Annotated in this window: 19 protein-coding genes; 9 read left to right on the top strand and 10 right to left on the bottom strand. The window is 64.2% G+C overall.

Annotated features, from left to right (window positions below; all coding sequences use genetic code 11):
• Positions 1–2: 2 nt before the first annotated feature.
• Complete coding sequence (locus ACTIFK_RS10885; RefSeq protein WP_439543093.1) at positions 3–434, top strand: hypothetical protein; 432 nt, start codon at positions 3–5, stop codon at positions 432–434.
• Between the two features lie 10 nt (positions 435–444).
• Here the strand turns inward: ACTIFK_RS10885 and ACTIFK_RS10880 are convergent, their stop codons facing one another.
• Positions 445–1,440: an aldo/keto reductase gene (locus ACTIFK_RS10880; RefSeq protein ID WP_439543092.1), complete on the bottom strand. Its 996-nt coding sequence runs from the start codon at positions 1,438–1,440 to the stop codon at positions 445–447.
• 208 nt (positions 1,441–1,648) lie between these two features.
• Here ACTIFK_RS10880 and ACTIFK_RS10875 point away from each other — a divergent pair, with 208 nt between their 5' ends.
• On the top strand, positions 1,649–1,771 hold the full coding sequence (locus ACTIFK_RS10875) for a hypothetical protein (protein ID WP_439543091.1): 123 nt from the start codon (positions 1,649–1,651) through the stop codon (positions 1,769–1,771).
• 35 nt (positions 1,772–1,806) lie between these two features.
• A complete protein-coding gene (locus tag ACTIFK_RS10870) occupies positions 1,807–3,141 on the top strand; it encodes an APC family permease (RefSeq protein ID WP_439543090.1) in 1,335 nt (444 codons plus the stop codon).
• A gap of 124 nt (positions 3,142–3,265) precedes the next feature.
• On the opposite strand, the gene ACTIFK_RS10865 is transcribed toward ACTIFK_RS10870, so the two are convergent.
• From ACTIFK_RS10865 to argH, 5 genes are all read right to left on the bottom strand, one after another.
• Positions 3,266–3,952, bottom strand: coding sequence for a pentapeptide repeat-containing protein (locus tag ACTIFK_RS10865; protein ID WP_439543089.1), 687 nt, complete (start codon positions 3,950–3,952; stop codon positions 3,266–3,268).
• A 189-nt stretch (positions 3,953–4,141) separates the two neighbouring features.
• Complete coding sequence (locus ACTIFK_RS10860; RefSeq protein WP_439543088.1) at positions 4,142–6,835, bottom strand: TIGR02302 family protein; 2,694 nt, start codon at positions 6,833–6,835, stop codon at positions 4,142–4,144.
• A gap of 96 nt (positions 6,836–6,931) precedes the next feature.
• Positions 6,932–8,209, bottom strand: coding sequence for a diaminopimelate decarboxylase (lysA, locus tag ACTIFK_RS10855; protein ID WP_439543087.1), 1,278 nt, complete (start codon positions 8,207–8,209; stop codon positions 6,932–6,934).
• 122 nt (positions 8,210–8,331) lie between these two features.
• Positions 8,332–8,529, bottom strand: a complete 198-nt coding sequence (gene lptM / locus ACTIFK_RS10850) for an LPS translocon maturation chaperone LptM (protein ID WP_439543086.1) — start codon at positions 8,527–8,529, stop codon at positions 8,332–8,334.
• A gap of 63 nt (positions 8,530–8,592) precedes the next feature.
• Entirely contained in the window at positions 8,593–10,035 is a 1,443-nt protein-coding gene (gene argH, locus ACTIFK_RS10845; RefSeq protein ID WP_439543085.1) for an argininosuccinate lyase, read from the bottom strand.
• Positions 10,036–10,046: 11 nt separating this feature from the next.
• Here argH and ACTIFK_RS10840 point away from each other — a divergent pair, with 11 nt between their 5' ends.
• A complete protein-coding gene (locus tag ACTIFK_RS10840) occupies positions 10,047–10,700 on the top strand; it encodes a TlpA family protein disulfide reductase (protein WP_439543084.1) in 654 nt (217 codons plus the stop codon).
• Positions 10,701–10,729: 29 nt separating this feature from the next.
• Here the strand turns inward: ACTIFK_RS10840 and ACTIFK_RS10835 are convergent, their stop codons facing one another.
• The 3 genes from ACTIFK_RS10835 to ACTIFK_RS10825 form a co-directional block, all read right to left on the bottom strand.
• Positions 10,730–11,056 carry a flagellin gene (locus tag ACTIFK_RS10835; protein WP_439543083.1) on the bottom strand — a complete coding sequence of 109 codons (327 nt, stop codon included), beginning with the start codon at positions 11,054–11,056 and terminating at the stop codon, positions 10,730–10,732.
• 194 nt (positions 11,057–11,250) lie between these two features.
• Positions 11,251–11,460 carry a hypothetical protein gene (locus ACTIFK_RS10830; protein ID WP_439543082.1) on the bottom strand — a complete coding sequence of 70 codons (210 nt, stop codon included), beginning with the start codon at positions 11,458–11,460 and terminating at the stop codon, positions 11,251–11,253.
• Positions 11,461–11,645: 185 nt separating this feature from the next.
• The gene (locus tag ACTIFK_RS10825; RefSeq protein ID WP_439543081.1) at positions 11,646–12,143 is read right to left on the bottom strand and encodes a hypothetical protein; all 498 of its coding nucleotides are present in this window, start codon (positions 12,141–12,143) and stop codon (positions 11,646–11,648) included.
• Positions 12,144–12,371: 228 nt separating this feature from the next.
• Here ACTIFK_RS10825 and dapD point away from each other — a divergent pair, with 228 nt between their 5' ends.
• From dapD to ACTIFK_RS10805, 4 genes are all read left to right on the top strand, one after another.
• Entirely contained in the window at positions 12,372–13,208 is an 837-nt protein-coding gene (dapD, locus tag ACTIFK_RS10820; protein WP_439543080.1) for a 2,3,4,5-tetrahydropyridine-2,6-dicarboxylate N-succinyltransferase, read from the top strand.
• A gap of 208 nt (positions 13,209–13,416) precedes the next feature.
• A complete protein-coding gene (locus tag ACTIFK_RS10815) occupies positions 13,417–14,172 on the top strand; it encodes a hypothetical protein (RefSeq protein WP_439543079.1) in 756 nt (251 codons plus the stop codon).
• Positions 14,169–15,347: a succinyl-diaminopimelate desuccinylase gene (dapE, locus tag ACTIFK_RS10810; protein WP_439543078.1), complete on the top strand. Its 1,179-nt coding sequence runs from the start codon at positions 14,169–14,171 to the stop codon at positions 15,345–15,347. Before ACTIFK_RS10815 ends, dapE begins: the two co-directional genes overlap by 4 nt.
• Before the next feature lie 24 nt (positions 15,348–15,371).
• Positions 15,372–15,854: a GNAT family N-acetyltransferase gene (locus ACTIFK_RS10805; RefSeq protein ID WP_439543330.1), complete on the top strand. Its 483-nt coding sequence runs from the start codon at positions 15,372–15,374 to the stop codon at positions 15,852–15,854.
• Positions 15,855–16,061: 207 nt separating this feature from the next.
• Here ACTIFK_RS10805 and ACTIFK_RS10800 read toward each other — a convergent pair whose 3' ends face one another.
• Positions 16,062–16,835, bottom strand: a complete 774-nt coding sequence (locus ACTIFK_RS10800) for an SDR family oxidoreductase (RefSeq protein WP_439543077.1) — start codon at positions 16,833–16,835, stop codon at positions 16,062–16,064.
• A gap of 205 nt (positions 16,836–17,040) precedes the next feature.
• Between ACTIFK_RS10800 and ACTIFK_RS10795 the strand changes: the two genes are divergently transcribed.
• On the top strand, positions 17,041–17,385 hold the full coding sequence (locus ACTIFK_RS10795; protein ID WP_439543076.1) for an ArsR/SmtB family transcription factor: 345 nt from the start codon (positions 17,041–17,043) through the stop codon (positions 17,383–17,385).
• Positions 17,386–17,639: the final 254 nt, after the last annotated feature.

Genomic DNA, 17,639 nt, shown 5'->3' with positions numbered 1-17,639 from the left:
TCGTGTTCGTCGCCGCGGCTGTGGCTTTGTATTTCGCGACCGCGGCGTTGCAGCGACCGCGCCCCGGAGCCATCGTAGCGGCCATCGCGTGGCTGCTCTACGCTGTCTATGAGGTCTTCATCGCCAACGGCACCCTGTGCGACGCGAACTGCAACATCCGCGTCGATCTCATCCTCATTTGGCCGCTCCTGTGGATCGCAACCCTCTTCGGCATCAACTTACCGGGTCAGTGGAAGGTCGCCGGCAAGGTTCTCGGCGGATTGAGCCTCTTCCTTTTAGCGTCCGCGGCGGCGCTCTCTCTCTACGTCGTTCTGGTGGAAGATCCGGCAGCCGAGCGGGCGGCACAAGAAAAACGCTGTGGCGGTCAAGGTGAGAGCGGGCCTGAGTGTCCGCCTGCGGCCCCATCGTCAGGCGGCACGACGGGCGCAAAATGACTCACGGCGGTCAACGGCCGATCGCGGCCATGAGGTGCGCGGGATAGCGTTCTCCCTCGATCTGAATCGCCGCCGCGGCCTCCTGGATCTCTGCGAGATCGGATGTCGTGAGAGCGACGTTCACCGCTTCGATATTTTCTTCCAGCCTGTGCAGCTTGGTCGTGCCCGGAATAGGCACGATCCACGGCTTCCGCGACAGAAGCCACGCGAGCGCGATCTGGGCAGGCGTCGCTCGTTTGCGCTGTGCAATGGACTTCAGGAGATCGACAAGCTTCTGGTTGGCGTCCAGAGCGTCCGGAGTAAAGCGCGGCAGGGACGCGCGCATGTCGCCCTTCTCGAGCTGCGTGTCCTTGGATATCGCCCCCGTCAGAAATCCCCTTCCGAGCGGGCTGAACGGCACGAAGCCAATGCCAAGCTCTTCGCAGGCGTCGAGGATTCCGTTGGTCTCGGAATCTCGGGTCCAAAGCGAATATTCGTTTTGAATGGCGGCAATCGGCTGCACGGCGTGCGCACGCCGAAGCGTTTGCACGCCAGGTTCCGACATGCCGAAATGTTTGACCTTGCCCTCGGCGATGAGGTCCTTCACAGCGCCCGCGACGTCTTCGATCGGAACGGCCGGATCAACACGGTGCTGGTAAAAGAGGTCGATGACGTCGACCTTCAGACGTTTCAGCGAAGCGTCCGCAACGTCCCGGATGTGTTCAGGTCTGCTGTCCATGCCGAGCTGCTTGCCCGTCGCCGGGTCGATCTTGAAACCGAACTTTGTCGCGATGACAACGCGGTCCCGGAATGGCGCGAGCGCCTCGCCGACCAGGTCTTCGTTGACGAACGGACCGTAGATTTCAGCGGTGTCGAAGAAGGTCACGCCGCGATCCACGGCCGCCCGGATCAGATCGACTCCAGCCGTCGTGCTCATGGCGCTGCCGTAAGCAGAACTCATTCCCATGCAGCCAAGACCTATGGCCGAGACTTCAAGTCCGCTTTTTCCGAGTGTTCTTTTCTGCATGGCAGCCTCCGTCGCGAGCACGTCAGATAGCCAGTAATGTAGGCACCCGAACTGTTGCGGCAATCCCCACCGCCGCGGCGCCGAAGCCGGGCGGCAGGGGGCCTAACCCCGACGCTGTCCAGAACGTCAGCACCGGACTCAAAAGCGGCCATCGCGAAGAACGCTGCAAGGCCCTTGCGGCGCGGGCAGGCTGAGATAACCTGTACGTATGCACACCAGACATTTCATCATCTTCGGCGCCGTCGCCTGCATTCTCGGGATGCTGGCTTATCTTTTCGTGTTTGCGGATGCGCCGGTCGTCATCAACGACCCACCGACAGTATTGCGATAACGGGGCGCGGCTTAGGACGAGAGCGAGCCCTTACGATGGCAACACCCGTCCCCAAGCCAGCAATCGGCCAGACCAAAACACAGGACGGCTCGGGCGAGATTGGCCTCGTAGCGGCGGTGTCGATCGGCATCGGCGGAATGGTCGGCGCCGGTATCTTCTCGATCCTCGGCGTCGTAGCCCAGGCAGCTGGAAACGCCATGTGGCTCTCGTTCGCCATCGGCGGAGTGGTGGCCTTGCTGTCCACGTACTCCTACGCGCGGCTCGGCGCCACCTTTCCGTCCGCAGGCGGCGCGGTGCACTTTCTCGTCAAGAGCATCGGCGACGGTGTGCTCGCGGGCGGGATCAACCTGTTCATGTGGGCCGGCTACATCATCTCGCTTGCGCTCTACGCGACCGCGTTCGGGAGCTATGGCGCAACCTTCATCACCAATGATCCCTCTCCCATGCTCCGCGACGCGCTTGCCGTCGGCTCGGTCGTCGCGCTGACGATCGTCAACGCCTTCGGGGCCAAAGCCATGGGGCGCGGCGAGACGTTCATCGTCGCCGTAAAAGTCGCGATCCTGGTTCTATTCGCCGTTGCGGGACTGTTTTTCGTAAAGGCAGACAACCTTTTGCCCGCGCAGTGGCCGCCGATGCAATCGGTGTTGTTCGGCGCAGGCGTGCTGTTCATCGGCTACGAGGGCTTCGGACTCGTGACAAACGCGGCAGGGGCCATGCGCAATCCGAGAACAACGCTGCCCCGCGCCCTCTACATTTCGGTGCTGCTCGTCATCGTGATCTATCTCGTGGTCGCCGTGACGGTAACGGGCAACTTGACGAACGCAGAGATCGCGCGCGCCTCTGACTACGCATTGGCCGAAGCGGCAAAGCCCTTTCTGGGCGAGTCCGGGTTTCGCCTTATCGCCGTCGCGGCACTCTTCTCGACCGCCTCCGCCATCAACGCGACGCTCTTCGGATCGGCCAACGTTTGCTACATGATTGCCCGAGACGGCGAGCTGCCGTTGGGGCTGACGCGGACAATGTGGAAAAGCGCGACCGGCGGGCTGCTTCTCACCGCGGGGCTCGTGGTCCTGATAATCCTGTGCTTCGATCTCTCGGGTATCGCCATGATGGGCAGCGCCGCGTTCCTGCTCGTCTATGCGGCAGTGAATGCCGGCCACCTGCGCGTGCTCGACGCAACCGGCGCGAACGCCGCCCTCGTTTGGATGTCGCTCATCACGTGCCTCGCAATGTTCGTAATCTTGGGTGTCTACATTTATCAGCAGCAGCCGGCCGCGCTGGTAGCGCTCGGGATCATCGCCGCAGCATCGTTCGCGTCGGAGGGGGCATACCGGCGATGGTCGGGGCGGCAAATTAAGGTTGCGCCGTAATCGGCGCCGCGCCGTGGCGAGGGCGGCTTCATCGTCTGTGATGCCGACATGCCGTGTGAAGCTTCACAATCCGTTCGACGAGGAATTTGCAAATTCGTCGACGCATCGCTCGATCACTCCAACCCTATTGCACCTTGAGGCCAAGTTCCGCCAAGAGAGCGCTCGCCTGAGCGCGCGAAATCACGGCCCCTTTGAAACGCTTCGCATCCATGAGGCGCACGCCGCCCAAATCCGCACCTCTCAGATCCGCGCCTTCAAATCGCGCGTCGACGAGGCTCGCATCGCGCAGGCTGCAGTCCTCGAAGACCGCATCTCTGAAGTCGCATTGCCTCAGGTCAGCCTGTTGGAAATCGAGCTGCTTCAAATGCATTTTGCGAAAACTGAACTTGTGCAGCTTCGCGCCCGCCAGCAGGGTTTCCTCGAAATGGAGATCGAGAGACTTGGTTTCGCTGAGGTTCGCTCCGGTTAGCTTGCAGCCGACGAACGACGCGGATCCAAGGCTGGCCCCTCGAAAATCGGTATTGTTCAAGTCGACCGAACGGAACGCGGCTTCCCGCAAATCTGCGCCAGTGAAACGGGCGAAACCTCCTCGGCAGCCCGTCCACCGTGTGGCCTCAAGCTTCGCGCCGACAAAACTCGTGCCTTTGAGATTGCAGGTCTCGAAATGCCATCCATGAAGATCGAGGCCCGACAAGTCAGCGTCTTCAAGGCCGCACCGGATCAACGCCATCGGCGTTGCGTTTCGCGTCAAACCGTCGACGTCGGCGCGGTCAAGGTCCCGCTCACTGAGCGTTAGCTGTTCCGAAATCATCGTCTTTCCTGCACACACCAGAGCGCACTCAGAAGCACGCCTTTAAGGCCGCTTCTTCATTCGCCAAAGTGTATATGGCTCCATCCAATTTCTACGTCATCCCGGCGTCATGGCAGAGCCATGCTTCGCATGGAAGGCCGGGACCCACGCAAGCTGTCGCAAGCGCAACTGATCGAATTGAGCGAACCCTCAGAACCGCCGCAACAGCCGTTCCAGGTAATCGAGCTCGACGGGTGCACGCCGCGCCTCGCCGAGACGGCGGCGCAGCTCTTCCAGAATTTCACGCGCGCGCTGCACGTCGATCTGGTCCGGCACCTTGACGGACGTTCCGAGGTCGGGCCCCTGCGAGCGTTGCGGCCGCCCAAGCGGATCGCGCGGCGTATCGCCGGACTGGCCATACCGCTGCGGCATGTTCCGCATCATCTCCTGCGCCATGTCCTGCGCGCCCTGGCGCATCTGGTCGAGCGCCCGCGACTGCTGCTCCGTCGCCTCCGCGGCGTCGCCACGATCCAGCGCATCCTCGGCGCTTTCCATGGCGCTTTCCGCGTCCTTGAGCTGCTGGCTCGACGGCCCGCCCTTCTCGCGCATGTTCTTCTGCAATTGCGACAGGCGATCCCTGAGCTGGCGCTGACGCTGCGAGAGGTCCGCCAGCCCGCCGCGCTTGTCGCCTTGGCCCATCTGGCCGCCCTGACCCTGCTGCGCCTGCTGTCCGCCTTGCTGACCGCCGCGCTGGCCGCGCCCCTGCTGGGCTTCGCCGGACTGGCTTTCCGGCCCGCCGCCCGTGTCCTTCTGCTGGCCGTCGCCGCCCATGCCCTTCATGCCCGGCGGCGGTTTCTGGCCGCCCTGCCCGGACTCGGGCTTCTCCTGGCCTTGCTCGCCAAACGTCTCGTCCATGAGCTTCTGCTGGTCGCCGACCATGCCGCCCAGCTCATCCATCATCTTCATCATCTCTTGGTTCTTCTGCGCCTGGGCTTCGTCCTGCCGCCCCGACTGAAGACGTTCCATGAGATCCTGCATTTCGGAGAGCATCTGCTGCGCCTGTTCGCGCGAACCGCTCTTCGCCATGTCTTCGAGGTTTTTCATCATGCGCTCGAGATCCTGCTGCCCGAGCGTTTGCTGATCCTGGTTCTGCCCATCCTGCTGCTGCTGGTCGCCGTTCTCCTGCGCCAGCTGTTTCATGAATTCGTTGAGCGCCTGACGCAGCTCCTGCATCAGCTGCTTGATCTCCTCCTCGGACGCACCGTTTTCGAGCGCCTTGGAGAGCTTGTCCTGCGCATCCTTGAGCGCACGCTCGGCATCCGAGAGGCTGCCGTCCTCGATCCGGAGCGCGATCTGCCAGAGCTGGTCGATGACGCTCTTGAAGCCCGCGCGCGACCGGTCGATCCGCAGCCGATGGCGCGCGGTGCGCAAGCCCAGATAGACCTTGGTGTCCTCGATGAAGCCTTCCGGCTCGAGCGTCAGCGCATCGAGCGCGGCCACGACTTGCGTACGATACCGGCTGTCATCCATCAGCTTCTTGCGCTGCTCGACCACGGCGCGCGCCAAAGGCTTGGTGAACTTGCGCTCCGGCAAGATCATCTCGAAGCCGGCACTTTTCCCGATCTGCCCCGCTGCGTCCTTCGCGGTGAGCGTCATGATGACTTTGCGGCCAGCCCACGGATGCGACGCCATCTCGAAATACGTGTGCGCCTCCGTCGTATTCGCCTTCGGCAAGCGCAATTCGAGTTTGGGCGGACGCATCAGCGGCGCACGCGGCCCTTCGGGAGCCGGCGCCCGCGCCCACGCTTTGCTCGCGTCTTGCGGCGCGTCCTTGAGACGCTTGAGATCGGCACCGGCCGACACGACGCCGTAGTCGTCCTCGACCTTGTAGGTGAGCTTGAGCGAACCGCGCGGCGTCAGCTCGGGCGGACGCGACAATGAAATCTGGGGCAGCTTGTCGGGCGTCACGGTGATGGCCCACCGCGCCATCTCGCGAGAACCAGACACCACGCGCACGGTCGCCGACCGCGTCATCTCATGGCGGACCTCCTTGAGATCGCCGGTGTCCTTTTCGGCCTTGGACTCGACGCGCTCGACCGGCGGTTTCTCGCCCTTGGCCGCCGTCGGAAGAACCTCGATCGCGAGCGGCTGATCGCCCATGCCGCCGACGCGCACGATCAGCAGGCTTTTGAAGGGCGCTTCATAAACGGCCTGCGTCTCGGACGCGCCTTTGTCCGTGGCGCCGGTTTGTCCGGCGCCGTCGGCCAGCATCACGGGCGGCTTGGCGGTGTACGTCGGCGGCGTCAGCCACGCATCGAGGCGGGCTTGCGCGAGCGCCGTGGTGGATCCGAACGTAAAGGCCGACCGGACTCGATCGGCGGCGGTGTGGCCAAGCAGGCCCGTCAATCCGACCATCGCCAGCACGAGCGCCGCGCGAATGGCGAACGGATCGAACCGGTCCGTTCTCGGCTGCGGCTTTCCGGGACGTAAGCGCGCGAGCATCGCCGCCATGCGGTTGCGATGTTCTTGCCAAATGGCAAGGGTTGCCGGATCGGCCGACGGCGCGCTGACGGTATCTTCGTAGGACGACGCTGGCCGATGCGGCACGCCCGATACACGTTCGATGCGCCGGATTGCCTCGTCGCGGGAAATCCAGGCCACGCGCGTGAGGGAGATGAGCGCCACAACGGCCGCCACGCCGAACGCCGCCAGCAGGGCCATGTGCGCGTAGGCCGGCAGCAGCGGCCAGATGCCCGCATAGGATACGAACAGGAAGGCGGCCGCCACGGCCAACAGCAGCCACAGCCGCAGCCAGATTTGCTCGAAAGCGGCAGCCACGCGCGCGCGCCAGATCTTGCGCTCGAACGCCCGTTCGGCCGGACGCGAAGTGGGGTCCCTATCCATTGCCCAAAACCTACCACGAGCGCCCAGGGCGCATCATTACAATAAGCTAACGTTTACGGCCGCAGGAGGCACCTAGATCGCAGAAGAGGGACGACTTTATGTTTGGGTTTCAAGCCACGGCGGCAGCCTGTCGAGGCCGATCAACTCTTCGTAGCTCGGCCGCGGCCGCACGACGGCATAAGCGCTTCCGCGGACGAGCACTTCCGGCACCAGCGGGCGCGTATTGTAGGTCGACGACATCACCGCGCCATAGGCCCCGGCCGTCATCACCGCCATCAGCTCGTCCGGCTCGAACGGCGGCAGGCTGCGTTCGACGGCGAGGTAATCGCCCGTCTCGCACACCGGCCCGACGATATCCTGCAGCACGGCCTCGTCAGACCCGCGCGTTTCCGAAACCGGCCACACCTCGTGATAAGCTTCGTAGAGCGTCGGGCGCAGGAGATCGTTCATCGCCCCGTCCACGATCGTGAAGCGCTTGCCTGCGCCCTCCTTCACGTAGACGACGCGCGTCACCAGCACGCCCGCGTTGCCGACAATCATGCGGCCGGGCTCCAGGTAGAGCTTGGCGTCGAGATCGCCGAGGCTGGAGGCCACGAGCGCGGCATACTCGTCCGGGTGCGGCGGCACCTCGTTCGACCCGCGATAGGGAACGCCGAGCCCGCCGCCGATATCGAGATGATGGATCGCATGCCCCTCGCGCCTGAGCTCGAGCGTGAGGTCGCGCATCAGCCGGAACGCGTCGCGGAACGGCGCGAGATCGGTGATCTGGCTGCCGATGTGCATGTGGATGCCGGCCACGTCCAGCCCGGGCAGCTTGCGCGCTTCATCATAGAGCGATGGCGCGCGCAGGTAGGGGATGCCGAACTTGTTTTCGGACTTGCCGGTCGAGATCTTGGCGTGCGTCTTGGCGTCGACGTCCGGATTGACCCGGATCGCGACCCGCGCCGTCAGGCCCAGCGACTCCGCGACGTCCGACAGCGCATGCAGCTCCGGCTCGCTCTCGACGTTGAAGCTGCAGATGCCCTCGCCCAGCGCATACGCCATCTCCTCGCGCGTCTTGCCGACGCCCGCGAAAATCACTTTGTCTGCCGGTGTTCCCGCCGCCCGCGCCCGGCGCAGTTCACCCTCGGACACGACGTCCATGCCCGCGCCGAGCCGCGCCAGTGTCGTCAGCACCGCCTGATTGGAATTCGCCTTGACCGCAAAGCAGATCGTCGCGTTCTGGCCGGCGAAGGCGCGTTCGAGCACACGGTAGTGCCGCTCCAGCGTCGCCGTCGAATAGCAGTAGAACGGCGTCCCGATATCCGACGCGAGGCGCGCGAGGCTAACGTCTTCGGCGTGCAGCACGCCGTCTTTGTAATGGAAGTGGTGCATGGGGGCGCAGGTGTCCGAAAAAATTCGACACCCGAGCTATACAGGCCGGCGCGTCGGCGCAACAGACCGCTTCAGCGGCCAAGCACACGAGACCGCTTCGGCGGCTGGCGCAGGAGACGGCGTCAGCGTACGAGAGGGTCGAGGATGGAGCTCTTGTGCGGCTTGGGCGCGGTGCCCTCGGGCTTGCCCTGGCCGGATTGCGCCTCTGCCGTGGCTTCCGGCGCGGCCTGAGGAGTATCGAGCGAACCCTTCACGCCGCATCCGGCCAGCGCGAACGCCAGCGTCGAAGCAGCCAGGAAAGTGCGAACCCAACTCATCATTGCGATCAAACCCCGTGGAGCCGGCCCGAAGAAATCCCCTGAGAGCCAGCTGACCCAGCCACCTTAACGCCCGGCGGCCTCTTTTTCCAAGCGCTTGGCCCAGTTCCGCGCCATTTTAGCGACGTTCTGTGGCGAAGTTCCCCCATAGCTCTTGCGGGATTTTACGGAGTTCTCCACTGAAAGCACAGAGAAAATTCCCTTCGAAATGCGCGGCTCGATGGCCTGCATGGCTTCCAGCGGCACATTTTCGAGGTCGAGCCCCTGGTCTTCGGCGGCCTTGACGATCGAGCCCGTCACATGATGGGCCTCCCGGAACGGCATCTTGAGCTCCCGCACCAGCCAGTCCGCCAGATCCGTTGCCGTCGAATAACCACGCCCGGCCGCCGCCCGCATCGTCTCCGCCACCGGCTCGACGTCGCGCACGATCCCCGTCATCGCCGCCAGCCCGAGACGCAAGGAATCGAGCGCGTCGAAGGTGGCTTCCTTGTCTTCCTGCATGTCCTTCGAATAGGCGAGCGGCAGGCCCTTCATCACCATCAGCAGGCCCTGGAAGGCCCCGGCGACCCGCCCGACCTTGGCCCGCACCAGCTCCGCCGCATCCGGATTGCGCTTCTGCGGCATGATCGAGGATCCGGTGGTGAACCGGTCCGACAGGCGCACGAAGCCGAACTGCGGCGTCATCCAGATCACGATTTCCTCGGCGAACCGGGACAGATGCATGGCCGTGATCGAGGCCGCGGCAAGAATTTCGAGCGCGAAATCGCGATCCGCCACGCCGTCGAGCGAGTTCGCCATCGGACGGTCGAAGCCAAGCTCCTCCGCCGTTTTCTGCCGGTCGATGGGAAACGAGGTGCCGGCCAGCGCCGCCGAGCCGAGCGGGCATTCGTTGAGCCGCCGCCGCGCATCGACGAAGCGTCCCCGGTCGCGCCCCAGCATTTCGACATAGGCGAGCAGGTGGTGGCCGAACGTGACCGGTTGCGCCGACTGCATATGCGTGAACCCGGGCATCACCGTGCCCGCGTGCACCTCGGCCTTTTCGACCAGCGCGCCCTGCAGCTCGCCGATGGAGCGGATTAGGCTGTCGGCCGCATCGCGCACGAACAGCCGGAAATCGGTCGCCACCTGATCGTTGCGCGAGCGCGCCGTGTGCAGCCGCCCGGCCGCCGGCCCGATGATCTCCTTGAGGCGGCTCTCGACGTTCATGTGCACGTCTTCGAGTTCGCGAGCGAAGACGAAGCTGCCGCTCTCGATCTCGGCGGCCACCTGGTCGAGACCCCTCAGGATCTCGCGAGCGTCCGCCCGCGTGATGATGCCGGTTTCGCCCAGCATCGCCGCATGCGCCTTTGAGCCACGGATATCTTGCGGAGCCAGAACCTTGTCGAAGGAGATCGAGGCATTTATCTCCTGCATGATCTCGGCAGGCGATTGCGCGAAGCGGCCGCCCCACATCTTGTTGGCGTTTTTCTCTGTCACCGGAACAGCCCCTCCGCGAGACCCAAAAAGCATCGGAAGTCGATATGAACGACGGCACCCCGTCCGGCCCGCCCAAAAAAAGAAATGCGGCCATCGTCGCCGTGGCCGCCGTCGCTGCAATCGCAGGCTTTGCGGCGGTATACGGCACCCTTGGGCGGCCTGACAATACCGCCGTTTCGTCACCTGAGGCCGCCGCTCCCGCCCCCGAGACCCGCAAGCGCGCCCCGGGCCTGCCGGCGTTCGTGTTCAAGGCGGCGCCCGAGACTGTCGCGGAAGTGACATTTGCCGATGCCGGCGGCGGCGCGAAGACCCTCAAGGACTTCCACGGCAAGACGATCCTGTTGAACCTGTGGGCCACCTGGTGCGCCCCTTGCCGCCACGAGATGCCCTCGCTTGACCGGCTGCAGGCGGAGCTGGGTTCGGACAAATTCGAGGTCGTCGCCCTGGCCGTCGATAGAACCGGGCCCGAAGCGGCGCAGAAGTTCCTCGACAGCGTCAACGTCAAGGCGCTCAAGCTTTACACGGACACCACCACGCGCAGCGGATCGGCCCTGAAGGCGGTCGGCATGCCCGTCACGATCCTGATCGATCCGGAGGGTCGCGAAATCGGCCGCCTGACCGGCCCGGCCGAATGGGATTCGGAGGCCGCGAAGCAACTGATCCGAACAACCCTTGGCGAGCCAGCGGCCAGCCGCTGACCCGGTTGATGAGATAAGCGGGCGCCGCCTCAGCGACCGAGTAGCGATAGCACAGCTTGCGGCTGCGCATTGGCTTGCGAAAGCATAGCGACTCCAGCCTGTTGCAAAATCTGATTTTTGGTAAGCTGACTTTGCTCTTGCGCGTAATCTGTATCGAGAATGCGCAACGAATTCTCAACGGCCAATTGAGCGAAAACGTTCTGCAAGCGATTTTGGGCGCTCGACGGTGTTAACTCGATGCGCGGCCGCTGTTCCGATGGCAGAACCTCATTAACCACTTGAGCGCTCGTCTTTTGAAAGCGCCCTTCGACGCCCAACTGTGTTGGCGAAACCGGCAGCGCATTGATAATCATCATATGTCTTGTCCTCCTAGAGTAGAGACATGCTGACATATGGACATTAAACGACCCGATATCTGAACGGTCGTATTTTATGCGTCGGTTGGATCAAGGGCCGCTCACACGGTCTCGGATACCCTGGCGGGCCCTGCAGAATGGGATTCGGAGGCTGCGGAGGTCCTGATCTCGGAGACATTGAAGGAAACTGAGCTCTAGTCCTGAGACAGGAAGTCCCGAACAGCCGATGGCCGCTCGTTGGCGATATTGAGGAAATTCGACGCGAGCCCGTCGCGGATCTCCCGCAAAGTCTGAAACCGCTCCGCCGCCTCTTGAAGCTGATCGTCCTGCTGTGGCGCGCCCACACCGGCCGGCGCCCCCGCGGGGATGCGCTCGAGCGCGCGTTGAGGTGGGCTGGTGCTCAAGCTCCGCGTCCTCTTGACTGCGGCTGACGGTGGCGTCTTCGGCATACCTGCTGCTTTCCAAAAGCATTCAGGCCACCCTGCCAACGCGGCTTTAAAATCCGGGCGGGATTTTCCGCAGGATTTGACTCAAGTGGACATCGCCGTGGCGAAGGCGGCCTGGCGCTTCGCCCCGGTATCTGAAACGTCTAAAGCAGCGGCGCCACGACCGTGGTGACGAACGCGCCGATTGCCGCCGTGATCAGCACGCCGCTCGCAAACCGGCGGCGGAGTTCGGACAGGTGGCTCGCGTGCTCCCGCGACGCCGACAGCTCGGCCAGCTTGCGGTTCACGTCCACCAGCGTCCTGTGGGTCCGGCTGGCGAAGTCGCCCTTCGGGCCTTCGATCGCGTCGATCCGGCCGCGCAGGTCGCGGACCAGCCGGGTGGTTTCCTCGATCTTGTAATCTCTTGAATTTCTAAGGCTTTCCGCGAGAGCCTGAAAGCGTCCGGACTGATGGGACAGCTCGACCAGCTCCGCCACCTGCTTCTGCAGCGCTTCCTCGCGCCGTTCCAGCCGCTCGATCTTCGCCGTCAGGCGGTCGATGGCGATGGCGGTATCCGCGACGTACCCATCGCGCGCCAGCCAGGGACCGGCCGTTACGATTCCATTCGGATCCCGAGACCCGAGATCTTGCACGCCACGCATGCCAACCTCCCCGCCTACGCAGTACAGAAACAAAGCTAGGAGCCCTCGGCCGCATCACGCTGAATTGAAGGTCCCGTTCGGTAAAATTAGCACATCCGCGTTAACGCCACGTTTGCTGAGCGGAGCGCGCCTCGGGGAATTTTCGGCCGCCCCCGCAGCATTGACAGACCCCCGGCCCAGCCTCCATGAACGCCGCCTGAGACGGAACGATGATTGGGGCGGCGACGAATGAGCGACCTTCAGAACACCATTGAAGCAGCCTGGGAAAGCCGCGACGGCGTCAATTCCGCCACCACCGGCCCCATCCGCGACGCGGTCGTGACCGCGCTCGAGCTGTTGGACAAGGGCGAGGCCCGCGTTGCCGAAAAGGTCGGCGGCGAGTGGACCGTCAACCAGTGGCTGAAGAAGGCCGTCCTGCTGTCCTTCCGTCTGAACGACATGGGGCTGATCCCCGGCGGCCCGGCCGGCTCGTTCTACTGGGACAAGGTGCCGCCCAAGTTCGAAGGCTGGACCGAGGATGATTTCAAGAAGGGCGGCTTCCGCGTTCTTCCCGGCGCCATCGTGCGCCACTCCGCCTACATCGCCCCCGGCGTCGTGCTGCTGCCGTCGTTCGTCAATCTCGGCGCCCGCGTCGACACCGGCACCATGGTCGACACCTGGGCCACGGTCGGCTCCTGCGCCCAGATCGGCAAGAATTGCCACATCTCGGGCGGCGCCGGCATCGGCGGCGTACTCGAACCGCTCCAGGCCGGCCCCGTCATCATCGAGGACAATTGCTTCATCGGCGCCCGCGCCGAGGTAGCGGAAGGCGTCATCGTCGGCGAAGGCTCGGTTCTCTCCATGGGAGTCTACCTCGGCTCTTCGACCACCATCATCGACCGCGCCACCGGCGAGAAGCACTTCGGCCGCGTGCCGCCCTACTCCGTCGTCGTGTCCGGCTCGATGCAGGGCAAGCCCCTTCCGAACGGCGAGCCGGGCCCGCACCTCTACTGCGCCGTCATCGTCAAGCGCGTCGACGAGAAAACCCGCGCCAAGACCTCCATCAACGAGCTGCTGCGCGACTGAGCCCCGACCGGCTCTTGGGCACTCGAGCGTGATTTCCATTCAAACCGAATGGATCACGCACCAAGCGCTTCCAGAAAAGTGTGGACCGGCCATGGCGTAGCCATGCAGCGCCACAGTGTCTGATAAGAAGCGCAGCGAGCAAAAACCTACAGTCGATCCACCGGAACGATTGTAGGGTAGCCCGCCTCGCCGCCATCGGATCTGGCTCATGCCTCCAAAAACCGCCGACTCCCAATTTCGCTCGCTCGATCCCGAGAAGATCATCGGCACGCTGGACCTCCTGGCCCAGCGCATCGGCGAGCGTTTCCCGCATACCGGACTGGAGCGCGTCAGCCACGAGCTGGCCGACATTGCGCGCCACACATCCGCAAGCGTCGCCGCAATCGCGCGGCCCAACCTTCTCATTCGCGGCTTCGTCGCGGCCGTGCTCGCAACCGGCTTGGGTCTGCTGGCCTGGCTCGCGCTGCTCGCCATCGGCCTCGAAACATCGAGCGAACTGACCAACATCATGCAAGGCCTCGATTCCGCGACCAGCATGCTGCTCGTCCTCGGCGGCCTGGCGCTTTATCTCTCGACACTCGAAAGCCGGTGGCGCCGTGAACGCGCGATGAAATCGCTCTACGAGTTGCGCGCCATCATCCACGTCATCGACATGCACCAGCTCACCAAGGACCCGAGCGCCTACGGCGCCCCGCGCATGTCCTCGTCGCCCGACCGCAGCATGTCGTCGCATCAACTTCTGCGCTATCTCGGCTATTGCTCGGAGCTGCTGTCGCTCGCGAGCAAGGTGGCCGCCCTCTACGCCGACAAGCTGCGCGATCCCGCCATCGTCGACGCCGTAGGCGACATCGAACGGCTGACCGCCCATCTCGGCCAGAAGATCTGGCAGAAGATCGAGCTGGTTCAGCAGCGCATGCCGAGCCGCCCCGCGAACGACGCGCTCGCCCCGAAAGGCCACTCATGACGCTAGACGCGAAAGATCCCGTCGCCCTCACGCAGGCACTCGTCCGTTGCGAAAGCGTCACGCCGGACGAAGGCGGCGCACTGACGCTGCTCGAAACCGCGCTCTCGTCTGCGGGCTTCACCTGCCACCGCATGACGTTCTCGGAGCCCGGCACGCCGGACGTCGAGAACCTCTATGCGCGGATCGGAACAGGCGAACCGCACCTCTGTTTTGCGGGCCACACCGACGTCGTGCCGGCTGGCAATCTCGACGCCTGGACCGATCCGCCGTTCGCAGGCGTGATCCGCAACGGCATTCTCTACGGCCGCGGCGCCGTCGACATGAAAGGCGGCGTCGCCTGCTCCGTCTCGGCCGCGCTCCGCCATCTCGCCTCGAACGGCGGCGGCATCTCGCGCGGCTCGATCTCGTTCCTGATCACGGGCGATGAGGAAGGGCCCTCGATCAACGGCACCATGAAGGTGCTCGACTGGATGCGCGCGCGCGGCGAAAAAGTCAGCGCCTGCCTCGTCGCTGAACCCTCGAACCCCGAAGCGCTCGGCGATGAAATGAAGATCGGCCGCCGCGGCTCCATCAACGGCGAGATCGTCGTCCACGGCCGCCAGGGCCACTCCGCCTATCCGCAGAAAGCGGAGAATCCGATCCCGAAGCTGGCGCGCATCATCGACCGTCTCGCGACCGTCGAGATCGATCGCGGCACGGCGCACTTCCAGCCGTCGAATTTGCAGACGACCGTGATCTCCGTCCCAAACCGCACCGCGAACGTCATCCCGGCCGAAGCCCGCGCGACCGTCAACATCCGCTACAACGACACCTGGAACCGCGCGACCATCGAAACGTGGCTGCGCGAGCAGGTCGCCGCCGCGGCCGCAACCGTCGATGCGCGCTATGACCTCGATGTGTCCGGCACCGGCGACGTCTTCCTCACAAGCCCGCAAGGCGTGCTTGTGGAAACGCTCGTCGCGGCCGTCGAAGCCGAAACCGGCCGCAAGCCCGCCCTCACCACCGGCGGCGGCACATCGGACGCACGCTTCATCAAGGACATCTGCCCGGTCATCGAGTTCGGCCTCGTCAACAAGACCATTCATGCCGTCGACGAGCATACCTCCGTCGCCGACATCGAAAAGCTGACGGCGATCTACGAACGCTTTCTCACCGGCTACTTCGCGGCCGCTTGAACGCAGCATGACCCAGGCATGAGCATGATGATCCGGCCTGCGCGACGCGAGGACGATGACGCCATCTGGCGGATCATCGAGCCCGTGATCCGTGCCGGCGAAACCTATGCGCTGCCGCGCGACATGACGCGCGCCGACGCTCTCGCCTACTGGACCGGCCCGGATCGGGAAACCTTCGTCGCCGAACAAAACGGCGGCATCGCCGGCACGTACTACCTGCGCGCCAATCAGCAAGGCGGCGGCGCGCACGTGGCCAACTGCGGCTACGTCACCGCCGAAGACGCGACCGGCAAGGGCATCGCCCGCCGCATGTGCGAGCATTCACTCGATCGCGCGCGCACGCGTGGATTTCGCGCCATGCAGTTCAACCTGGTGATCGAATCCAACGAACGCGCCGTCCGCCTCTGGCAAAGCCTCGGCTTCGAAATTGCGGGACGCCTGCCGGGCGCATTCGAACACCCGCGGCTCGGCGCCGTCGACGCCCTCGTCATGTACCGCGCTCTCTAGCGTCACGCGGGATCGACGGTGGATCGAAACAGCACGACCCCGGCCTTTGCGCGGGTGACGGAGCGCTCGAGCCAGACGCGCGCCTGCGTACGGCGCGCGGATCATGGCCCGAGGGGCGTGTCAGCAGCCCGCCACTGGGGGGACAGGGGGAACCAGCGGGCTGCATCTGCTCCGTCACCCGGACGAAGGCCGGGGCCGTAATGTTCGTTAGAACGTCACCACGGTGCCGCCCGAAACTTCGATGACCTGACCGGTCACCCAGCGCGCCTCGGGGCTGGCAAGGAACCCGACCACGTCGCCGACATCCTCCGGCTGGCCGATCCGCTTCAACGATTGCTTGGTCTTGACGTACTCGGCCGTCTGCGGGTCGCGCGCCAAGGCTGCCGCCATGTCCGTATCGATCACGCCCGGTGCAACCGCATTGACGGTAATCGAGCGAGCGCCGAGCACAGTGCTCAACACCTGTGTGAGGTTGTCGATTGGCGCTTTCAGGATCGAGTACGCCACCGCGTCCACGACCGGCATACGAACGACGACGCTTGAAAGGTTGATGACGCGGCCGCCGTCGCGAAGCCGCTTCGAGGCTTCCTGCGTGGCGAAGAACACCGACTTCACGTTCACCGCGTAGATTTCATCCAGCACCTCTTCGGTCGTGCCTTCGAAATTGACGAACGGTGCGACCGCCGCGTTGTTCACGAGGATGTCGAACTGCGTCGCGCCGGTGCGGGCCTTGAGTTCTTCATCGAGCGCCGAAAACAGCACCTTCACGCCATTCTTGGCGGCCAGGTCGGATCCGATGGCGAACGCGGAGCCGCCCGCGGCCGTGATGGCGGCGACGGTTTCTGTCGCGGCAGACTGATTGCGTCCGTAGTGGACTGCGACCAGCGCACCGTCTGCCGCAAGCCGTTGCGCAATGGCGCGGCCGATGCCGCGGCTCGCGCCCGTAACCAGCGCAATTTTGCCTTCAAGGGGACGAGACATAAGAATTTCTCCAGCTTTTTCAATTCGCTAATTCCCGCGAAAGGAGGGGACCGGCGTCAGTGGTGCGCTTGGATCGGGGAGACCGGTCCGAAGGCGGCACCGGCGAGATCAAAGCGTCGGCTGATCCCGAGATAGGGACCGCAGTCCGGTAGTTCAAGACTATCGAACTATTGAATTTCAAAAAGGGGGCGGCCATATAGTGGGCATGCAAAGACCCCTCCTCCACCCCGCCTCGGACGACCTGAAATTGGAAAGCGTTCTCTACGCTCTAGCCGATCCGATGCGCCTTGAGATCGTGCGCCGCCTAGTGGCCGGCGACTGTCCGCTGAACTGTTCGACGGCCGCGCCCGCGCATCTGCCGAAATCGACCCAGTCGCATCATTTTCAGATTTTGCGGGAGGCCGGCCTGATCCAGTCCGAGCGCCGCGGCACCGAGGTCGTGAACAAGGTCCGCCTCGACGAGATCAACGCGCGCTTTCCGGGCGTGATCGAAGCCATCCTGAAAGCCGCCAAACCGTTCGTCTGCCCGGACGCCGGCAAGGCCGGTTGATCCCTCTTCTTCTGCCGCACCAACATCAAACCTGACGCATTGTCTGGATGGATTGCGTGGGTCCCGGCCGTCGTCCGTGCGGAGCACGGCTTCGCCGTGACGCGAAGCATGGCTCCGCCATGACGCTTTTTGTGTCTCTATCGGCTCAACATCTTTCAACGTCATCCCGACGAAGGTCGGGATGTGGATTCACATTCGAAGTGCAACAGTTGAGCAAGAAAGATCTCGGCTGGGGTTTGGAAGTCAAGGCACTT

It is taken from the genome of Hyphomicrobium sp. (assembly GCF_051860585.1).
In the GTDB taxonomy this organism is placed as follows: domain Bacteria; phylum Pseudomonadota; class Alphaproteobacteria; order Rhizobiales; family Hyphomicrobiaceae; genus Hyphomicrobium_C.
Note: the sequence above shows the minus strand (reverse complement) of the source record. Positions and strands in the feature narration are given on the sequence as shown.